The organism is Gordonia tangerina, assembly GCF_021556435.1.
GTDB classification, from domain to species: Bacteria; Actinomycetota; Actinomycetes; order Mycobacteriales; family Mycobacteriaceae; genus Gordonia; species Gordonia tangerina.
Genome location: NZ_JAKGCU010000019.1, coordinates 31757 through 48257 on the forward strand (window position 1 = coordinate 31757; position 16501 = coordinate 48257).

A 16501-nucleotide genomic window follows, 5' to 3' on the forward strand; every position below is an offset into this window, starting at 1 on the left:
ACCGTCAACTTTCGCACCGTCTCCGGTCGGGAGCGACCCTTCTCGTCGAAATCGCCGAAGGCAGGACGCCTGGCCGGTCGACGCACACCGTGACGCGCAGGATGCGGTCATCGCCGGGTGCGGACGCTCCACGCCCGTCGGTGTTGCTCGTGCTGACCCACAGCGATCCGTCCGGGGCCGCGGCCACGGCCCGCAACCGGCCGTATGTGTCGTCGAACAGTGCCTGCGGTTCGCCGACATCGGTGCCAGCCCCGAGCGGTATCTGCCACAGCCGGCGCCCACGCAACGCCGCCATGTACGCCTGGCCGCCGATGATCGCGAGACCCGCCGGCGAGGCCTGGTCGGTGGACCAGGTGGTCATCGGTGCGATGAAGCGGGGATCGTCGGATTCGCCCTCGAACTGCGGCCACCCGTAATTGCCGCCGCGTTCGATGAGGTTGAGTTCATCGCGTCGGTCCTGACCGAATTCGCTGGCCCACAACCGCCCGGCGCCGTCGAACGCCAGGCCCTCGTTGTTGCGATGTCCCATCGACCACACCTCGTTGCCGAAGGGGTTATTCGGAGCCGGACGGCCGTCGTCGTCGACGCGCAGGATCTTGCCGTTCAACGCGTTGACATCCTGGGCGACCTCGGGCTGGGTCGCGTCGCCGACCGCGACATAGAGGAAGCCCTCGGGCCCACGAACGACGGCGCCGCCGTGATGGTTGAACGCGGTGTCGAGGCCGGTGATCAGCGGCCTCGGGTTCCAGACCCGTTCGCCGTCGAACTCCATCCGCACCAACCGGTTGTCACGTTCGGTGGTGTAGTACACGAACACCGTGTCCTCGTCGGTGCCGAGCGCGATGCCTTGCAGGCCTCCCTCGCCGCGGGGTGCGGCGTCGGAGATGTCCCCGACCGTGCGGACGTCCCCGTCGGGGGAGATCCGCACGATCGTGGCGTCGTCTCGCTGGGTCACCAGGGCCGAACCGTCACGCAGGAAGGTGATGGCCCACGGCACATTGAGGCCCTCGGCGACCGTCGCGGTCACCGTGGGCGACGCGGCGTCGGTCGTGGGTGGTGCATCGGACGTGAGGTCGGAGTCGGACGACGGCGACGTGATGGGCTCGACGTCGGCGCAGGAAGCGACGAAGCCGGCCACGCCCGCCAGCGCTCCGGCGGTCAAGAACTGTCGGCGGTCCATGACATCGATGGTGCCCGAATTGTCGGAAGCGTGCCCGCCCCGAATCTGCCGAACCGCATCCGGTCGGCCACGCAGGTCGTCTCGCAACACGCAGGTCCGCTCCGAAGGCGCGGCTCGTCGACCGCTCGCGCGACCCGAGCCGACCCGCGCGATCCGAGTCCACCCGCGCGACGATCATCCGCCTCCGGCCGGTCCGACACCGACCGGCTAACGTCGCCAACATGGCGGCGAAGACGATTGCGGCGATCTGGGACGACGACCCGACATCGGCCCTGCTGTCCGGCGGATTTCGGGATGCCTGTGCCGCGGCCGGCGCACAGCGGCTCCAGGTGAACATCAGCGACGCCGCGGTGGCCGGGGCGATGCGGATCAGCGAATTCGACCCACCGATCGATGCGGTGGTGAGCATCTGGGCCGACGATCCGACCGACGTTCTCGACCTGCTCGATGTACGGGTGGGCGCAATGGCCGCCTGGCAGGTCGATGAACGCACCCCGCTGCACCCCGCGCTGCCGGCCGACGGCTCCCGGATCGACGCGCTGGCCAACGTCGCCTTCCTGCGGCGACCGGTCGACCTGCCGCGTGCCGACTGGCTGCGCATCTGGCTCGACGATCACACCCGCGTGGCGATCGAGACCCAGGCGACCTTCGGCTATGTCCAGAACATCGTCGAACGGGCGCTCACCCGGGACGCCCCGGTCGTCGACGCCATCGTCGAGGAGCTGTTCGCAATGGACGCGGTGTCCGACGTCCACGCGTTCTATGGCAGCGGGGGAGATCAGCAAGAGCTCGAACGTCGCATGACGCGAATGCTGGAGAGTGTTGCGCGGTTCGGCGCGCACCAGAATCTGGATGTCGTGCCGACGTCGCGGTACGACTTCGAAGTCGGGCCGCGGTGATCTCGATACGCTCGCTCGCCCGGGGGGCTCGCGGGCTACTCGATCACCGGTGGGGGCCGCGCGCCGGTGGAGTACCCCACCTGCTGGTTGAGTAGCGCCGCGCGAGCTTGCGAGCCGGCGCGTATCGAAACCCGGTGACCCGAGCCCGCGACGCCCGCTCCGTGAGGAACCTCCCGCAACGATTTGGGTCTGGCCAGCCAATTCTCTACACTTGAACGGTTGCCTGCCCGTGGCGGGCTGCTCACCACAACTGAACAGTCGCCGGTGCTGGTGAAAAGCCAGGGGCATCGGCGGCAAGAACCTTATGCACAACTATCCACTTCGTGGAAGGCCCACCGCAGGTCAGGGATCATTTTCCCGTGTCCGGCGCTGTATGGGAACCGCTACGAGAAAGGTTGACGGTCAACCATGACCATGACTGACCCGATCGCAGACTTCTTGACACGTCTGCGTAACGCCAACTCGGCGTTCCACGACGAGGTGACCCTGCCGTCGTCGAAGATCAAGGTGAACATCGCCGAGATCCTCAAGCGCGAGGGCTACATCACCGAGTACCGCACCGAAGATGCGGAGATCGGCAAGAACCTCGTCGTCACCCTGAAGTACGGCCCCAGCCGTGAGCGCAGCATCGCCGGTCTGCGTCGCGTGTCCAAGCCGGGCCTGCGGGTGTATGCAAAGTCCACCAACCTGCCCAAGGTGCTGGGCGGCCTCGGCGTGGCCATCATCTCCACGTCGTCGGGCCTGCTCACCGACCGCCAGGCAGCGAACCAGGGCGTGGGCGGCGAAGTCCTCGCCTACGTCTGGTAGGGGAGTCCTCACATGTCGCGTATTGGAAAGAGCCCCATCGAGATCCCTGCCGGCGTCGACGTCACCATCGACGGGCAGGACGTGCGGGTGAAGGGCCCCAAGGGTGAGCTGAGCGTCACTCTGTCGGAGCCGATCACCGTCGCCAAGGAAGACAACACGATCGTTGTCACCCGGCCGAACGACGAGCGTCGCAACCGTTCCCTGCACGGCCTGAGCCGCACGCTGGTGAACAACCTCGTCGTCGGCGTCACGCAGGGCTACACCACGAAGATGGAGATCTTCGGTGTCGGCTACCGCGTGCAGGCCAAGGGCAGTGACCTCGAGTTCGCCCTGGGCTACAGCCATCCCGTTCCGATCGAGGCGCCCGAAGGCATCTCCTTCGCCGTGGAATCACCCACGAAGTTCTCGATCTCGGGTATCGACAAGCAGCAAGTCGGCCAGATCTCGGCGAACATCCGCCGCCTGCGTCGTCCGGACCCCTACAAGGGCAAGGGCATTCGCTACGAGGGTGAGCAGATCCGTCGCAAGGTCGGAAAGACGGGTAAGTAAGCCATGAGTGATACAGCAACCAAAACTGTTCGCAAGCCCCTGGGCAAGGACGTGTCGACGCGTCGTCGCACCGCGACCGCCAACCGGCACTTCCGTCTGCGCAAGAAGGTCAGCGGCACCCCCGAGCGTCCGCGTCTGTCGGTCAAGCGCAGCTCGCGCCACATCCACGTGCAGTTGATCGACGACCTGGCCGGCAAGACCCTGGCCGCGGCGTCGTCCATCGAGGCCGACGTTCGCGCCGCCGGTGGCGACAAGTCCGCGCAGGCCCGCAAGGTCGGCGAACTGATCGCCGCCCGTGCCAAGGCAGCTGGCGTCGAGACCGTCGTGTTCGACCGTGGTGGCAAGGAGTACCACGGCCGGATCGCCGCACTCGCCGACGCCGCCCGCGAGGGAGGGCTGACCTTCTGATGACCATCTACACCAGCTACACCACCATGACCGGAGGGAACCTCTGATGCCCGGACGTCAGCGTGACGGCGGAAACGGACCCGCCGGAAACGACAACAACGCCGCCACCGGCGGCAACAACGACCAGCGCGGCGAGCGTCGCGGCCGTGGTCGTCGCGACGACCGCGGCGGCCGTGATCGCGAGGATCGCAACCAGCTCGAGCGCGTGGTCGCCATCAACCGTGTCTCGAAGGTGGTGAAGGGTGGCCGTCGCTTCTCCTTCACCGCACTCGTGGTGGTCGGCGACGGCCAGGGCATGGTCGGTGTCGGCTACGGCAAGGCCAAGGAAGTCCCGGCCGCGATCCAGAAGGGCGTCGAAGAGGCTCGCAAGAACTTCTTCCGCGTGCCGCTGATCGGCGGCACGGTGACCCACCCGGTGCAGGGTGAGGCCGCCGCCGGTGTCGTGATGCTCCGTCCGGCCAGCCCCGGTACCGGTGTGATCGCCGGTGGCGCGGTGCGTGCCGTGCTGGAGTGCGCGGGCGTGCACGACGTGCTCGCCAAGAGCCTCGGCAGCGACAACGCGATCAACGTGGTCCACGCCACCGTTGCCGCGCTGAAGATGTTGCAGCGGCCGGAGGAGGTCGCCGCACGTCGTGGTCTGCCGATCGAAGATGTCGCACCCGCGGGCATGCTGCGGGCGCGCGCGGGCCAGGGAGCGTGAGAGTGATGGCAGAGCTGAAGATCACCCAGATCAAGGGCACCATCGGTACCAAACAGAACCAGCGTGACAGCCTGCGGACCCTCGGACTGAAGGGCATCCGCAAGTCGGTCACCCGCGAGGACACCCCGATCAACCGCGGCCTCATCAACGTGGTTCGGCACCTCGTGACAGTCGAAGAGGTCAAGTAATGACAATCAAGCTCCATCACCTTCGCCCCGCTCCGGGCGCGAAGACCGAGAAGACCCGTGTGGGTCGCGGTGAGGGGTCCAAGGGTAAGACCGCAGGCCGCGGCACCAAGGGAACCAAGGCGCGTAAGAACGTGCCCGCCGCCTTCGAGGGTGGCCAGATGCCGATCCACATGCGGTTGCCGAAGCTCAAGGGCTTCAAGAACAACAACCGGGTCGAGTACCAGGTCGTCAACGTGGGCGATATCGCACGGCTGTTCCCGCAGGGCGGCTCCATCGGTGTCGACGAGCTCGTCGCCGCCGGTGCGGTTCGTAAGAACCAGCTCGTCAAGGTGCTCGGCGACGGGGACCTCGGCGTGAAGGTCGACGTCACCGCCAACAAGTTCACGGCTTCGGCCAAGGAGAAGATCGCGGCTGCCGGCGGCAGCGCGACCGAACTCTGAGTCGTCACCGCTGACCGACGGACGGCTTCACGGACTTCCGTGCAGCCGTCCGTCGTGTCACGTCGGACAAGCCGGACACCGGGCCGTCGCGCTGACGAGCGCCGATGACGTGACTGTTAGAGTTCAAGCGTTGTCTTGACGCTTCGATCAACGTCGATTGCCGAGCACGTGGGGGATGCGAGTCCTCGTCGCGTGGTCGTTCCTAGGAGGAGTTAGTGCTTTCCCCCCTCGTCGCGGCCTTTAGGACGCCCGATCTGAGGAAGAAGATCCTCTTCGTCATCGGCATCATCGTGCTGTACCGGTTGGGAGCGACCATCCCATCGCCCGGCGTCGATTATCAGGCCGTACGAGCGTGCCTCGATGAGGTGTCGCAGGGCGACTCGGCCAACATCTACTCGCTGATCAGCCTGTTCTCGGGCGGCGCGCTGCTGCAGCTGTCCGTGTTCGCGATCGGCATCATGCCCTACATCACCGCCAGCATCATCGTGCAGCTGCTGACGGTGGTGATCCCACGCTTCGAGCAGCTGCGCAAGGAAGGTCAGTCCGGCCAGGCCAAGATGACGCAGTACACCCGCTACCTCACGGTGGCGCTGGCCCTGCTGCAGTCCACCGGCATCGTCGCACTCGCCGATCGCGGACAGCTACTGGCCGACTGTTCAGTCGGCGACCAGATCATCAACGACCAGTCGATCTTCGGTCTGGCCATCATCGTGCTGGTGATGACTGCCGGCGCCTGTGTGGTCATGTGGTTCGGCGAGCTCATCACCGAGCGCGGTGTCGGCAACGGCATGTCGCTGTTGATCTTCGCCGGTATCGCCGCCCGAATCCCGGCCGAGGGTAAAAACATCCTGGACACCCGTGGGGGACTGGTGTTCGGCCTGGTCTGCGTTGCGGCGCTGCTCATCGTCGCCGGCGTGGTGTTCATCGAGCAGGGCCAGCGCCGCATCCCGGTGCAGTACGCCAAACGCATGGTGGGCCGCAAGATGTACGGCGGATCGTCGACGTATCTGCCGCTGAAGGTCAACCAGGCCGGCGTCATCCCAGTGATCTTCGCCTCATCACTGCTGTATCTTCCGCAGCTCATCTTGCAGCTGACCCAGGATCCGGCGGGCGAACAGTCCACCTGGCAGCGCTACATCAGCGAGTACCTCACCGACCCGGGGAGCTGGGTCTACATCGTCGTGTACTTCCTGATGATCATCTTCTTCACCTACTTCTACGTCGCCGTCACCTTCAATCCGGAGGAGCGCGCCGAGGACATGAAGAAGTACGGCGGCTTCATCCCGGGAATCCGTCCGGGCCAGCCGACCGCCGACTACCTGGGCTATGTGTTGAGCCGCATCACACTGCCGGGGTCGATTTACCTGGGTATCATCGCCGTACTGCCCAACCTGTTCCTCGAGATCGGTAACAGCGGTGGTGTGCAGAACTTGCCATTTGGGGGCACGGCCGTGTTGATCATGGTCGGTGTGGGTCTGGACACGATGAAGCAAGTCAACAGTCAATTGATGCAACGTAAGTACGAAGGATTCCTCAAGTGAGACTCGTCATTCTCGGCCCCCCCGGCGCCGGCAAGGGTACCCAGGCGGAACTGCTGTCCGAGGCGATCGGCATCCCGCACATCTCCACCGGTGACCTGTTCCGTGCCAACATCTCCCAGGGAACCGCGGTCGGCATCGAGGCCAAGCGTTATCTCGATGCCGGTGACCTGGTGCCCTCGGAGATCACGGTCGACATGGTTCGTGCCCGGGTGGCCGAGCCCGATGCTGCCAAGGGATTCATTCTCGACGGGTTCCCGCGCTCGACCGAGCAGGCCGACGCACTCAAAGACATTCTCGCCAAGCTCGACACCGGCCTCGATGCCGTGCTGTCGTTCGTCGTCGACACCGACGTCGTGGTGGAGCGGATGATGGCCCGTGGCCGCGCCGACGACACCGAAGAGGTGATCCGCAACCGGATGGCGGTCTACACCAAGGAGACCGCACCGTTGCTCGAGTACTACGGCGACGAGGTCAAGACCATCGACGCCGTCGGCGACGTGCAGGACGTCCACCAGCGTGTGCTCAGCGCGCTGGGTGCGGGCGTGTCCTGATCGGCACCACGGCACCGTAGCCCATCTGCTCATGGCTTTTCGTAAACCCAAACCTGTGCCGTTCCGGACGCCCGGTGAGGTCGACGCCATGGCGGCGGCCGGCGCGGTCGTCGGCGCCGCCCTCGTTGCGGTGCGCGCGGCCGCGACGGTCGGGGCCACCACCCTGGATCTCGACGAGGTCGCCGAGTCGGTGATCCGGGATGCCGGGGCGATCCCGTCCTTCAAGGGCTACCACGGCTTTCCCGGATCGATCTGCAGCTCGGTCAACGAGGTAGTGGTCCACGGCATCCCGTCGACGGATGTGGTCCTCGCCGAAGGCGACCTGGTGTCCATCGACTGCGGCGCCATTCTCGATGGTTGGCATGGTGACTCGGCATGGACGTTCGGGGTGGGGGAGCTCTCCACCGCGGATGCGGAACTGTCCGAGGCCACGCGTCTGTCGATGGAGGCCGGTATCGCCGCCATGGTCGACGGCGCCCGGCTCACCGACATCTCGCATGCCATCGAACTCGGTACCCGTGCCGCCGAACAGAAGTTCGGGCGTTCCTTCGGCATCGTCGCCGGGTACGGCGGTCACGGGATCGGCAGAGAGATGCACATGGAGCCGTTCCTCGCCAATGAGGGCAAACCCAACCGCGGTCCGCGGTTGGTGATCGGTTCGACGCTGGCCATCGAGCCGATGCTCACGTTGGGTACCACCGAGACATCGGTCCTCGACGACGACTGGACCGTCGTCACCGACGACGGGTCGCGCGCAGCGCACTGGGAGCACACCGTCGTGGTGACCGGCGACGGTCCGCGGATCCTCACCACACGGCCGAACTGATCGCTCACCTGCGCCGGAACGCAGGTGAACCTGGTGATGCGTTGCTAGGCTGACCTCCAGACGAAACCTGGACCGGACGGTGGGCGATGGTCACGACCGAGGAAACCGCGGCAAACGCAGACATCGCCGGTGGTGTCCGCGCAAGGATGTCCGATGCCCGGCGAATTGTCGGCCGCGTCCCATTCACCATCGGTCTGTGGTCGCTGATCCTCATCGTCGGTGTCATCACCGGATCGTTGTGGGGGCGGGCGCCGGAGAAGAGTTGGTACTCCGATGTGGCATTCGGTCTGCCGTCGCTCGGCGATCTCCGGTGGTGGACGCTGCTGTCGTCCGGCGTGGTGGAGACGAGCCCCGGCACATACGTGGTCGCGCTGATCGCGGTGGCTGTCGGGATCGGTTGGGCGGAATGGCGTTTGGGGACCGTTCAGGTGTCGATGGTCGCCATCGGTGGTTTCGTGCTGGCCGAGCTGATCTGCGCGATTGCGTTGTGGCTGTTGACCCGTGGTGGGCTGTCCTGGGGATGGGCCGAGCAACTGGCCGACACACGGACCACCGGCGCCATGACGATGGTGATCTGCGCCGTCGCGGTCGCGACGGCGACCTTGCGCTCGCCGTGGCGACTTCGGCTGCGAGCGCTGCTGGCCGCGGCGGTCGCCATCACGTTTCTCTTCGAAGGGACGTTGGCGACCACGCAGTATGTGGTGGCGGTCGTGGTGATGCTGTGGATCGGTGAGAAATGGTTCAGCACTGACGAACACGGGTTCTTCGCTCGCACCCGACGGGAGGTTCGGCTGCTGGCCTGCATCGGTGTGCTGGTCATCGCGGCCGCGAGTCTGGTCGTGTGGATGTTCCCGACCGACGGACCGTTCGGGCCGACCGACGCCGCCGATGACGACTCCGTGTGGTCCATCCTGATCGGCGTCGTCATCAACGTGCTCATCGCCGATCAGCTCCGGCGCGGCCGTCGGTGGGCGTGGTGGGTGGCCGTGGTGCTGGGTTCGCTCACCGTCAGCATCACCGTCGTGGTCCTGGTGCTGCTCGCCGTGACGAGGGATTTCGACTCCGAGGGCTCCGTGACCATGGGGACGTCACTGCTGTGGGCCGTGGAGTTGGCCATCCTGATCCCCGGGCGGTTCGCCTTCCGGGTGCCGTGGCGGGTCAAGTACGACGGGCCTGCCGGCGACGATCCGGTCGCCGCCGTCAAGGATCTGGTGCGCGAGCACGGTGGCGGCACCATGTCGTGGATGATCACCTGGCCCGGAAACGATTACCTGTTCTCCGCGAACGGGTCCGGTGTGGTGGCGTATCAGAGCCACATGGGCACCCTGCTGGCATTGGCCGATCCCGTGTGTGACGACGACGAGCTGCTGCCGACCGTGCAGGGTTTCATCGATCTTGCGGAGCGGAGCGGGAAGACGCCCTGCTGGTTCTCGGTCGGTGCGGACACCGCCCGTGCGGCAGAGGAACTGGGCTGGCGCAGCGTGCAGATCGCCGAGGACACGATCGTCGACCTGACCGACCTCGCGTTCACCGGCAAGAAGTGGCAGCACGTGCGGTCGGCGCTGAACAAGGCCAAGAAGCAATCGATCTCATGCCGGGTGACGGATCTGTCCGCCGAACCGTTCTCGATCAAGTCGCAGGTCCGGGCCATCTCCGAGGAATGGGTGGGGGACAAGGGGCTGCCGGAAATGGGTTTCACGCTCGGCAGCGTCGACGAGGCGATGGATCCCGAGGTGCGGGTGGCGCTGGCGCTCGACGACGAGGGCAGTGTGCACGGCGTGCTGTCGTGGCTGCCGGTCTACGCTACCGGTGGCGAGATCCGCGGCTGGACCCTCGACATCATGCGTCGACGGACCGACGGCTTCGGGCCGGTCATCGAGTATCTGATCGCGTCATCTGCGGTGATCTTCTCTGGCGAAGGGGCACAGTTCATTTCCCTGTCCGGCGCACCGTTGGCGCACAGTGAGGACGCGCCGGAGCCCGAGCGGATGGATCGGGTGCTGGACAGTCTCGGTGCGGCGATGGAACCGTTCTACGGCTTTCGATCGCTACATGTCTTCAAGAAGAAGTTCAATCCGCGCTATGAGGCGGTGTACCTCGCCTATCGCGACGAGGCCGACCTTCCGCGTATCGGCGTGGCGATCAGCAGGGCGTATCTTCCCGATGCGACTCCGCGTCAGCTGGTGCGGTTGGCGGCCTCGCGCGGCGGCGACTGATGGTGCCTCGTCGCTGCGAATGGGCTGCAACCCAGATTGTCCTGCGTAGGTCGAGAACCTTGCCATCGTTGATGACACCTGGTCGCCAGGGGCGCCGTGGTCACCTCCCTGGCCAACGACCTCAATCCACGCACGATCGCCGACGGGTACTCCGCGATCATCGAGAACGTCTATTCGGATCGAGAGTCATCCCCGATATGTTGGTCGATCCATCGCAGGACCGCGGGGTCGGTACTGCGTAGCCGAGTCATCTCTTCGCCCGCGTCACAGGTTCGCAGTGACACGACCGCTTCGTCGTGCCGTAGCGACAGAATCTCGACGACGCCACCTGAGTCGTGCCATCGACGTATGGACGATAGGGCATCCTCGTCGGTCATCGTCTCAGATCACACCCAGCGAGAGCATCGCGTCGGCCACATGGGTAAAAGACGCAATGTTGGCGCCCAGGACGTAGTCGCCCGGAACGCCGTACTCATCGGCGGTGGCCAGACAGGTGTGATGGATCGCGCTCATGATGTCGGAGAGACGATCCTCGGTGTGCTCGAAGCTCCAGGAATCGCGAGAAGCGTTCTGCTGCATCTCGAGTGCGCTCGTGGCGACGCCCCCCGCGTTGGCGGCTTTTCCGGGGGCGAACCGCACGCCCGCGCGAGCGAAAGCGCGAATCGCATCGGGCGTGCACGGCATGTTCGCGCCTTCGGCCACGATCTGGCAACCATTGTCGATCAGCGCCTGTGCGCCGTCGGCATCGAGTTCGTTCTGGGTGGCGCAGGGGATCGCGATGTCAGCGGGCACGTCCCAGATGGACCCGGAGGTGACCGAGCGGGCGCTCTCGCCGCGATGCTCCACATAGTCGGAGATGCGTCCGCGCTCGACTTCCTTCACCTGCTTCAACGCGGCGAGGTCGATCCCTTTGTCGTCGATGACATAGCCATTGGAGTCCGAACATGCCACGACGTGTCCACCGAGCTGCTGCACCTTCTCGATCGCATGAAGTGCCACGTTGCCGGAGCCGGATACCACGACCCGTCGGCCATCGAACTGCGCTCCCGACGCGGCCAACATCTCTTGGACGAAGTAGACGACGCCGTAGCCCGTCGCCTCGGTACGCACCTGGGAGCCGCCCCATGCAAGCCCCTTGCCGGTGAGCACTCCCGACTCATAGCGGTTGGTGATCCGCTTGTACTGACCGAAGAGATATCCGATTTCTCGGCCGCCTACGCCGGTGTCCCCGGCCGGTACATCGGTGTACTCGCCGATGTGCCGGTAGAGCTCGGTCATGAAGGACTGGCAGAAACGCATCACCTCACCGTCCGAGCGCCCCTTGGGGTCGAAATCGGCGCCCCCCTTGCCGCCGCCGATGGGCAGACCGGTCAGAGCGTTCTTGAAGATCTGCTCGAAGCCGAGGAACTTCACGACGCCCAGGTACACAGTGGGGTGAAAGCGGAGGCCACCCTTGTATGGTCCGAGCGCAGAATTGAACTCCACGCGAAACCCGCGGTTGATCTGGACTCTCCCGTCGTCGTCCACCCACGGAACGCGGAAGATGATCTGACGTTCCGGTTCGCAGAGCCGCTTGATGATGCCGGCATCTGCGTAGTGCGGATGCTGTGCCAACACCAGCCCGAGGCTGTCGAAGACCTCGTGCACCGCCTGGTGGAACTCTGCCTCGCCCGGATTGCGGGCGACGACCTCGTCGTAGAGATCGCTGATCTTTCCGTCGAGTCTCGTCACGTCTGCGCGACCTCCTGTCAAAATCTGTCTGTCGTCGCCTTCCAACGCGATGTGGTGAGGCGACAGCTCCTCGCGAGCCTATCGGTCGACAGAATCCCAGACGACATGACCATCGTCACGCACCCGGGCGCCGGTGCGGGGTGTGATCGACCAGTCGACCGTCGGGCATGCGCAGACGTTCACGACGGTGGACTTACCGGCTGTGCTCGCCGACTACCACCGACCTCATCCAGGGGTAAAGATCGAGTTCGTCGAGGACATCTCCCCCCTCGTGCTTGTCATGCAGAACCTGCTCCGAGGTGGCCTCGACATGGCTTTCATCGCGCTCGACGATAGACCACTTGATCACCCGTGCGAGGTTCTCACCAGTTACCACGAACCATTGGTCTGGGCGTCGCGGTGATACCAGCTGCGATCGCAGTCCGGTCACCCGCTGTGCGATCGGTCGAGTTGCAGACCGCAACGTCCGCGAACCGGTCTGTGGCACTCATCGCGCGCGACGGTGGACCGTTTGATCCGGCCGCGCAGGAGTTCCTGCGGCTGCTGCGTTCGTGATCTGTTCGACATGCCGACGGCACCATCTCGACAGCAGATCCAGCCCACGATCCACCGACACCGACGCGCCGTCGATCATGATTGCGGACATCGATTCCACTCTGCCGCCATTGATCTCCGCGTGATACGTGATCGCCCGGGCGAGCTCTTCGGTGAACTCGAGACGCTCCCGCCTCGAGCGGCCCCGTCCGTCTGACATGACGAGCAGTCGACACGATTCCGCCGCGGCCGCGACATCGCCGGCAGTGGTCACCATTCGAGATCGATGGCGGAACATAGTGATTCGTTTCCGCCAGCTCGACGGCAGGAGAGTTGATGACGCAGCGGGAACCGGACAGACGATCACCACCTGCTCGCCGGCAGGCAGTGTATCGGTCCTACGCGGGTCCCCGAGTGAGAACATGTGCACGCCAGGCTCCGACGTGGTTTCGGGCGAATCGCGGCGTGCGCCGTCCTCGGTGAGGGCCCCGAGTACCACGGTTGCCGGCTGGCAACTCGCGGTGATCACAGTGAGCGCGATCTCGCTCGCCGGGTGATTCAGAAACCTTGGACGGCGCGCACGTTCAGCTTGGTTGAACACACTCCAGGATGGTGATGGTACTGACCGTGCCGTTGGGAAGGCGGTACGAATGTCGCTCGCCCACAGAAGATCCCAAAACAGCCTGCCCCAGCGGGGAGTCGGGTGAGCAGGTCTCGACACCGACGAACGGCTCTTGGGTCGGATCGCCGACATGAATACGCGCGACATCATCGACGTCGTCATCGAAGGACACTGTCACGATTGATCCCTCTTGCGCGCGGCCCGGATCGTCGGACCGGATCGACCAACCGTCGCTGGAGGACGCGAGCATTGATCGTACGCGGACGAGTTGGGCGTCGAGCATCTCGACTACGCGTACTGCGCGATGGTAGTCGTCGTTGTTTTCGAGATCGCCCACGCTGCGTAGTTCGACCATCGCCGCATGCGCCGTGATCCGCTCCTGCGAAAGTCGATTGACCTCGTCATGTAGTTCAGCGCGGGGCCGAGTCTCGGGCCACATGGTTTCCACGATTGTCACGTCTCTCCTATAACTGCAACGGATCATGAATTCGAAGATTCGCGTTCAGCCGACGACCATGGGGGCCAACGTCGACAGTCCCAGGGCGGGATGGCGCAAGGCGATGTCTCGCCGTCCGCGCCGATCGGTGCTCGACACCAGCGTCAGAATCCAAGGAATGGTCTCCTCGGCCGACATCGACTGGTGTGTAGACGAATCGAGTGTCCTCAGGAGGTCGCGTGACAAGCTCTCCAACCGCGCGGCGGTGAGTCTGCCAGAACTGTCAGCGAAGGCCAGGCAGATGTCGTAGGTCGACGGACATGGTTCTTCGCGGCTCGAATTGGCCTGAGTCCACTGCCGCGCGAGCATCCGAGACGCCTTCTCCTCGACCACGCACGAGCGCATGGTCGGATGCGGAAACGCCTCGGCGGCTTGTTCGATTGCGGCCTCGACGAAAGCATCGCGACGAGCTCGCGACGCACACACTCGGATACGACACTCCATCACAACCGCTTTCACGGCCACTCACTCCTTTTCTGGTGCGGGTGCCATGGACACTAGCCCAAAAAAAAGAAAAAGCCAGTCGCTCGTCGTGCGCGGGATGATCGGGAAATTCACTGGTAGGAAATGAATGTCGATTTTCGTATACCTGCGCCACTGCGCCTGGGCCCGCCTGGACTTTGTGGGATTCTCGGCTATGGTCTCGAGGGAGCGGATTTTATCCGCGATCACTTTCGGCATTGAGGTAACGATGGCGGAGAAGAAGACCAGTTCCAAGCAAAAACGTCTGGCACTGAAAGCGCAGCGTCAACGTAAGCGCGCCGAGGTGGGCGCAGTCGCCATTCGCAAACGCAAGAGTGGTTGATGGCGGACCTGACGGTGGCCTCGGCGTTCTGTTCGAGACCTTGCACGAGCATTCTCGGCGGTAGCCGGCGTGCGGTACAGATCGACGGACCTGCGCGACGGCCACGAGCTGGTGTGACGCGAGGAATAGATATTCGGTAAGGCGCGTATTCTCGACTGCTTCTCGCCGTCGATGACCAGCGACCTTCGCTCCGATCCGTGCGGCATGTCGAAGCTGCGTGAACATCTGGTGACCCGCTCGGGCTTGCGCAGAGATGGGTCGGAGGCCACCTGGGGCTACTACATGGGTGTTTCGGTGGGTGATCGAGTGCGTGGTTGTCGCAGAACGGGCGTGGCACCTGCAGGAGCGTTCGATTGACCCGTGCTCTTCGACCCACGGACGGGTCGCGACCATCTCGACTATGCAGGACTCAATTGGCGCCCGACGGCACCGACGACGAGTTCTCCTTGGGCAGATAGGGCTCCAGGGCGGCGGCGAGTTTGTCCGGGGTCATCGACTGCAACCAGATGTGGCCCGGTCCGTGGATCTCGGCGAGGAACAGTGAGTCGCCGAAGAACTTGTTCTTGACGCCTTTGACCTTCGCGAACTCCAGCGGCATCTCGGCACGGAACAATGCCAGGTGGCCGGGATGCACGAGCATGGATTGGCCCGCAGCCAAGTCGTATTCGACAATCTCGCCGGACAGCTGGACCCAGGCCGAGCCAGATCCGGAGAGCTTCTGGAAGATCACGCCCGCGCCGCCGAAGACACCGACTCCGAGTTTGCGCTGCAGCCCCACTGATACCTCGACGTCGTTGGTGCTGACCATGAAGGAGCCGTTCTGCACCATGAACTCGTCGGCCGCGTCGATCTGCAGATGCCGGATCTGGCCGGGCATACTGGCCGCGAATGCGACGAAGCCGCCACGCGACGGCGCTGTGTACTTCGTCAGGAACAACTGTCCGCCGCCGAGCATCCGCTTGAGACCGCTCATGAAACCGCCCTTGCCACCGGAGCCGAACGACGTGGAGGTCTCCATGTCGAAACCGGGCGTGAGCCAGGCGACGTCGCCGCCCTCGGCGATGATGTGCTCGCCGGGATCGAGGGTCAGTTCGAGGACGGGCATGGTGGTGCCGTTGATCTGGGTCTGCACGACCTCAGCTTAAGACGACGATGTCACCGCCGCCTGGGTTTGCACCCGATCGGCACGCGTGTAGAGCACCATCGACTCGCCGCGGGAGAACCCGACAAGGGTGATGCCGCGTTCGTCGGCCAGGTCCGCGGCCAGCGACGACGGCGCCGATACCGCCGACAACATCGGTATCCCCGCCATCGCCGCCTTCTGCACGAGCTCGAAGCTGGCGCGACCGGACACCTGAAGAATGTGCCCGCGCAAGGGAAGTCGTTGCGCGGCGGCCGCCCAACCGATCACCTTGTCCACCGCGTTGTGGCGCCCCACATCCTCACGGAGTGCCACGATGTCGCCGGATGCGGCGTCGACGAGCGCCGCCGCGTGCAGCCCACCGGTCTTGTCGAACACCGACTGTCCTGCACGTAGCCGCGTCGGAAGGTCCAGCAGGAACTCGGGGTCGACGACCAGCGGGTCGGACCCGGGATGAAAAGCCGATCGGGTGGTCACCGCGTCGATGCTGTCCTTGCCGCACACCCCACACGCACTGGTGGTGGTGAAGCTGCGTGCCAGCTCCGGTGCCGGTGGCGGCACTTCCGGGGTCAGTGCGACATCGAGCACGTTGTAGGTGTTGACGCCATCGTTGTTGGCGCCGGCGCAATAGCGGGCGCCCTCGACCTGATCGCCGCGGGTGATCACCCCTTCGGACACGAGAAAGCCGAACGCCAGATCGACGTCATTGCCGGGTGTGCGCATGGTGACGACCAACGGGCGACCGTTGACGCGGATCTCGAGCGGCTCCTCGACGGCGAGCACGTCGGCGCGCGCCGATGGCGGTGCGTTACGCCGAATCCTGGTTACCCGCCGACGGGTGGTGATACGTCCCACGTGGTCAGCCTA

General features: G+C 64.9%; 19 protein-coding genes. 13 read left to right on the plus strand and 6 right to left on the minus strand.

Features of this window, described 5'->3' with window-relative positions:
* Positions 1-4 precede the first annotated feature (4 nt).
* Positions 5-1180: a PQQ-dependent sugar dehydrogenase gene (locus L1892_RS17780; RefSeq protein WP_235724976.1), complete on the minus strand. Its 1176-nt coding sequence runs from the start codon at positions 1178-1180 to the stop codon at positions 5-7.
* Between the two features lie 221 nt (positions 1181-1401).
* Here L1892_RS17780 and L1892_RS17785 point away from each other — a divergent pair, with 221 nt between their 5' ends.
* The 11 genes from L1892_RS17785 to L1892_RS17835 all read left to right on the plus strand — a co-directional run bounded on the left by L1892_RS17785 (position 1402) and on the right by L1892_RS17835 (position 10305).
* Complete coding sequence (locus L1892_RS17785; RefSeq protein ID WP_235724977.1) at positions 1402-2079, plus strand: YjbH domain-containing protein; 678 nt, start codon at positions 1402-1404, stop codon at positions 2077-2079.
* 408 nt (positions 2080-2487) lie between these two features.
* On the plus strand, positions 2488-2886 hold the full coding sequence (gene rpsH / locus L1892_RS17790) for a 30S ribosomal protein S8 (RefSeq protein WP_235724978.1): 399 nt from the start codon (positions 2488-2490) through the stop codon (positions 2884-2886).
* A 12-nt stretch (positions 2887-2898) separates the two neighbouring features.
* Complete coding sequence (gene rplF / locus L1892_RS17795) at positions 2899-3435, plus strand: 50S ribosomal protein L6 (protein ID WP_235724979.1); 537 nt, start codon at positions 2899-2901, stop codon at positions 3433-3435.
* A gap of 3 nt (positions 3436-3438) precedes the next feature.
* A complete protein-coding gene (rplR, locus tag L1892_RS17800; RefSeq protein ID WP_235724980.1) occupies positions 3439-3843 on the plus strand; it encodes a 50S ribosomal protein L18 in 405 nt (134 codons plus the stop codon).
* 46 nt (positions 3844-3889) lie between these two features.
* The gene (gene rpsE, locus L1892_RS17805; RefSeq protein ID WP_235724981.1) at positions 3890-4543 is read left to right on the plus strand and encodes a 30S ribosomal protein S5; all 654 of its coding nucleotides are present in this window, start codon (positions 3890-3892) and stop codon (positions 4541-4543) included.
* Between the two features lie 5 nt (positions 4544-4548).
* On the plus strand, positions 4549-4731 hold the full coding sequence (rpmD, locus tag L1892_RS17810; protein WP_187589711.1) for a 50S ribosomal protein L30: 183 nt from the start codon (positions 4549-4551) through the stop codon (positions 4729-4731).
* A complete protein-coding gene (gene rplO / locus L1892_RS17815) occupies positions 4731-5171 on the plus strand; it encodes a 50S ribosomal protein L15 (RefSeq protein ID WP_235724982.1) in 441 nt (146 codons plus the stop codon). Before rpmD ends, rplO begins: the two co-directional genes overlap by 1 nt.
* A 215-nt stretch (positions 5172-5386) precedes the next feature.
* A complete protein-coding gene (gene secY / locus L1892_RS17820; protein ID WP_235724983.1) occupies positions 5387-6712 on the plus strand; it encodes a preprotein translocase subunit SecY in 1326 nt (441 codons plus the stop codon).
* On the plus strand, positions 6709-7263 hold the full coding sequence (locus L1892_RS17825) for an adenylate kinase (protein ID WP_235724984.1): 555 nt from the start codon (positions 6709-6711) through the stop codon (positions 7261-7263). The genes secY and L1892_RS17825 overlap by 4 nt, the downstream gene beginning before the upstream one ends.
* A gap of 31 nt (positions 7264-7294) precedes the next feature.
* On the plus strand, positions 7295-8089 hold the full coding sequence (gene map / locus L1892_RS17830) for a type I methionyl aminopeptidase (RefSeq protein ID WP_235724985.1): 795 nt from the start codon (positions 7295-7297) through the stop codon (positions 8087-8089).
* Between the two features lie 146 nt (positions 8090-8235).
* On the plus strand, positions 8236-10305 hold the full coding sequence (locus L1892_RS17835) for an MprF family protein (RefSeq protein WP_235725042.1): 2070 nt from the start codon (positions 8236-8238) through the stop codon (positions 10303-10305).
* A 381-nt stretch (positions 10306-10686) separates the two neighbouring features.
* On the opposite strand, the gene gdhA is transcribed toward L1892_RS17835, so the two are convergent.
* Positions 10687-12036 carry an NADP-specific glutamate dehydrogenase gene (gdhA, locus tag L1892_RS17840; RefSeq protein ID WP_235724986.1) on the minus strand — a complete coding sequence of 450 codons (1350 nt, stop codon included), beginning with the start codon at positions 12034-12036 and terminating at the stop codon, positions 10687-10689.
* Positions 12037-12178: 142 nt separating this feature from the next.
* Between gdhA and L1892_RS25065 the strand changes: the two genes are divergently transcribed.
* The gene (locus L1892_RS25065; RefSeq protein WP_266061532.1) at positions 12179-12439 is read left to right on the plus strand and encodes a LysR substrate-binding domain-containing protein; all 261 of its coding nucleotides are present in this window, start codon (positions 12179-12181) and stop codon (positions 12437-12439) included.
* A gap of 715 nt (positions 12440-13154) precedes the next feature.
* On the opposite strand, the gene L1892_RS24930 is transcribed toward L1892_RS25065, so the two are convergent.
* Together L1892_RS24930 and L1892_RS17850 are read right to left on the minus strand one after the other, a co-directional pair.
* Positions 13155-13649 carry a GreA/GreB family elongation factor gene (locus tag L1892_RS24930; RefSeq protein WP_235724987.1) on the minus strand — a complete coding sequence of 165 codons (495 nt, stop codon included), beginning with the start codon at positions 13647-13649 and terminating at the stop codon, positions 13155-13157.
* A 45-nt stretch (positions 13650-13694) separates the two neighbouring features.
* A complete protein-coding gene (locus L1892_RS17850; protein WP_235724988.1) occupies positions 13695-14147 on the minus strand; it encodes a hypothetical protein in 453 nt (150 codons plus the stop codon).
* Between the two features lie 112 nt (positions 14148-14259).
* Between L1892_RS17850 and L1892_RS17855 the strand changes: the two genes are divergently transcribed.
* Entirely contained in the window at positions 14260-14493 is a 234-nt protein-coding gene (locus L1892_RS17855; protein ID WP_235724989.1) for a hypothetical protein, read from the plus strand.
* A gap of 409 nt (positions 14494-14902) precedes the next feature.
* On the opposite strand, the gene L1892_RS17860 is transcribed toward L1892_RS17855, so the two are convergent.
* Positions 14903-15625, minus strand: coding sequence for a TIGR00266 family protein (locus L1892_RS17860; protein WP_235724990.1), 723 nt, complete (start codon positions 15623-15625; stop codon positions 14903-14905).
* 9 nt (positions 15626-15634) lie between these two features.
* Positions 15635-16489, minus strand: a complete 855-nt coding sequence (fdhD, locus tag L1892_RS17865) for a formate dehydrogenase accessory sulfurtransferase FdhD (RefSeq protein WP_235724991.1) — start codon at positions 16487-16489, stop codon at positions 15635-15637.
* Positions 16490-16501: the final 12 nt, after the last annotated feature.

What these genes read in the sequence shown, in the direction of transcription:
- L1892_RS17780 (WP_235724976.1), bottom strand. Translation starts at nt 1,180, where the DNA reads ATGGACCGCCGACAGTTCTTGACCGCCGGAGCGCTGGCGGGCGTGGCC.
- L1892_RS17785 (WP_235724977.1), top strand. Translation starts at nt 1,402, where the DNA reads ATGGCGGCGAAGACGATTGCGGCGATCTGGGACGACGACCCGACATCG.
- rpsH (WP_235724978.1), top strand. Translation starts at nt 2,488, where the DNA reads ATGACCATGACTGACCCGATCGCAGACTTCTTGACACGTCTGCGTAAC.
- rplF (WP_235724979.1), top strand. Translation starts at nt 2,899, where the DNA reads ATGTCGCGTATTGGAAAGAGCCCCATCGAGATCCCTGCCGGCGTCGAC.
- rplR (WP_235724980.1), top strand. Translation starts at nt 3,439, where the DNA reads ATGAGTGATACAGCAACCAAAACTGTTCGCAAGCCCCTGGGCAAGGAC.
- rpsE (WP_235724981.1), top strand. Translation starts at nt 3,890, where the DNA reads ATGCCCGGACGTCAGCGTGACGGCGGAAACGGACCCGCCGGAAACGAC.
- rpmD (WP_187589711.1), top strand. Translation starts at nt 4,549, where the DNA reads ATGGCAGAGCTGAAGATCACCCAGATCAAGGGCACCATCGGTACCAAA.
- rplO (WP_235724982.1), top strand. Translation starts at nt 4,731, where the DNA reads ATGACAATCAAGCTCCATCACCTTCGCCCCGCTCCGGGCGCGAAGACC.
- map (WP_235724985.1), top strand. Translation starts at nt 7,295, where the DNA reads ATGGCTTTTCGTAAACCCAAACCTGTGCCGTTCCGGACGCCCGGTGAG.
- L1892_RS17835 (WP_235725042.1), top strand. Translation starts at nt 8,236, where the DNA reads ATGTCCGATGCCCGGCGAATTGTCGGCCGCGTCCCATTCACCATCGGT.
- L1892_RS17855 (WP_235724989.1), top strand. Translation starts at nt 14,260, where the DNA reads ATGTCGATTTTCGTATACCTGCGCCACTGCGCCTGGGCCCGCCTGGAC.